The sequence below is a fragment of the Nocardia nepalensis genome, assembly GCF_048910785.1.
GTDB classification, from domain to species: Bacteria; Actinomycetota; Actinomycetes; order Mycobacteriales; family Mycobacteriaceae; genus Nocardia; species Nocardia nepalensis.
Genome location: NZ_JBKBET010000015.1, coordinates 1 through 1,499, shown reverse-complemented (window position 1 = coordinate 1,499; position 1,499 = coordinate 1). Strand labels below are relative to the sequence as shown.

The window sequence follows — 1,499 nt, the reverse complement described above, 5'->3', positions numbered from 1 at the left end:
CCCTGGAACGCCGGCCCGTACTGGTAACCGTGCCGGGCCAGCCAGTCGTACACGCCGGAGACCTGCACCGGTTCGGCACCCGCCGGTGGCCACTGCGCCAGATCCACCACCGATGCCGACGATGCCGGTGTCGATGGTGTCGGTTGTTGGGTGGTGAGGACGCCTTCGGCGTGCAAAGTCCAATCGGTGTCGGTTTGAGTGTCACGGGTGTACACCGAAACCGACCACCCAGCCGAGTCGTCCTGCCCGCCCACGGCCGATCCGTCTCGGCTGCCCACCAGGACCTGGAGCTGCACACTGCGGTCCTCGGTGAACACCAGCGGTGCCAGCAGGGTCAGTTCCTGGATCGCGGTCGCACCGACCTCGTCACCGGCCCGCAACACCAACTCCACGAATCCTGATCCGGGGAACAACACCACACCGGCCACGGCATGATCGGCCAGCCACGGCTGCGTTCCCAACGACAGCCTGCCGGTGACGACAACGCCACCGGAGTCCGGAGACCCAACCACTGCCCCCACCAATGGATGACCGGTCCCCGACAATCCCAACCATTCCGGATCGCCATGACCGACCGCCACCGTGTCCAGCCAAAACCGTTGCCGCTGGAACGCATACGTCGGCAACCCGACCCGCCCCGGTGTGGTGGTGTAAACCTTCGTCCAATCGACGGGTGCTCCCGCGACGTAGGCGTGGCCCACCGATTTCCAGAACCGATCCAGCCCACCCTCGTCACGACGCAGGGATCCGGTCACGGTCACCGCGGTCTCGAGACCGGCAGCGGTGTCTTCCATCGCCAACGCCAGCAACGGGTGCGGGCTGCACTCGATGAACGTGGTGAACCCGGCCCCGATCAACGACTGCGTGGCCTGAGCGAACAGGACCGGTTCACGGGCGTTGTCGAACCAGTAACGGGTATCGAGTCCCGTGGTGTCGAACAGGCCACCGGTCACCGTGGAGTAGAACGCGATCGAACCCGCACGCGGCTGCAGTCCGTCCAACGCGTCGATGAGGGGTTCACGGATCGTTTCGACCTGCGCCGAATGCGAGGCATAGTCGACCTCGATACGGCGAGCACGGACTGCGTGAGTCTCGCAGTGCGCGATCAGTTCCTCGCACGCGTCCGGGTCTCCGGAAACAACCACCGAGGACACCCCGTTGACCGCGGCGATACCGAGCCGGTCGGCCCATCCTGCGATCAGCAACGCGGCCTGTTCACTGCCGCACGCCAGCGACACCATCGCACCGTGTCCGGTGACTTCGGTCAGCAGTCGACTGCGCAGTGCCACGATCATGGCGGCCTCGCGCAGCGTGAGCGCTCCGGCCACATAGGCGGCGGCGACTTCACCTTGGGAGTGTCCGACCACGGCATCGGGGGTGACACCGGCCGATTGCCACATCTGTGCCAGCGACACCATGATCGCCCACAACACCGGTTGGACCACATCGACCCGGTCGAGCCCGGGAGCGTCGACGGCCCCGGTGATCACATCGGTCAG

The 1,499-nt window shown here is 66.1% G+C and carries 1 protein-coding gene; it reads right to left on the bottom strand.

What is annotated here, in order from left to right:
- On the bottom strand, window positions 1–1,499 hold a 1,499-nt coding region (locus ACHQ4I_RS09495), incomplete at both ends, for an acyltransferase domain-containing protein (RefSeq protein ID WP_420771311.1).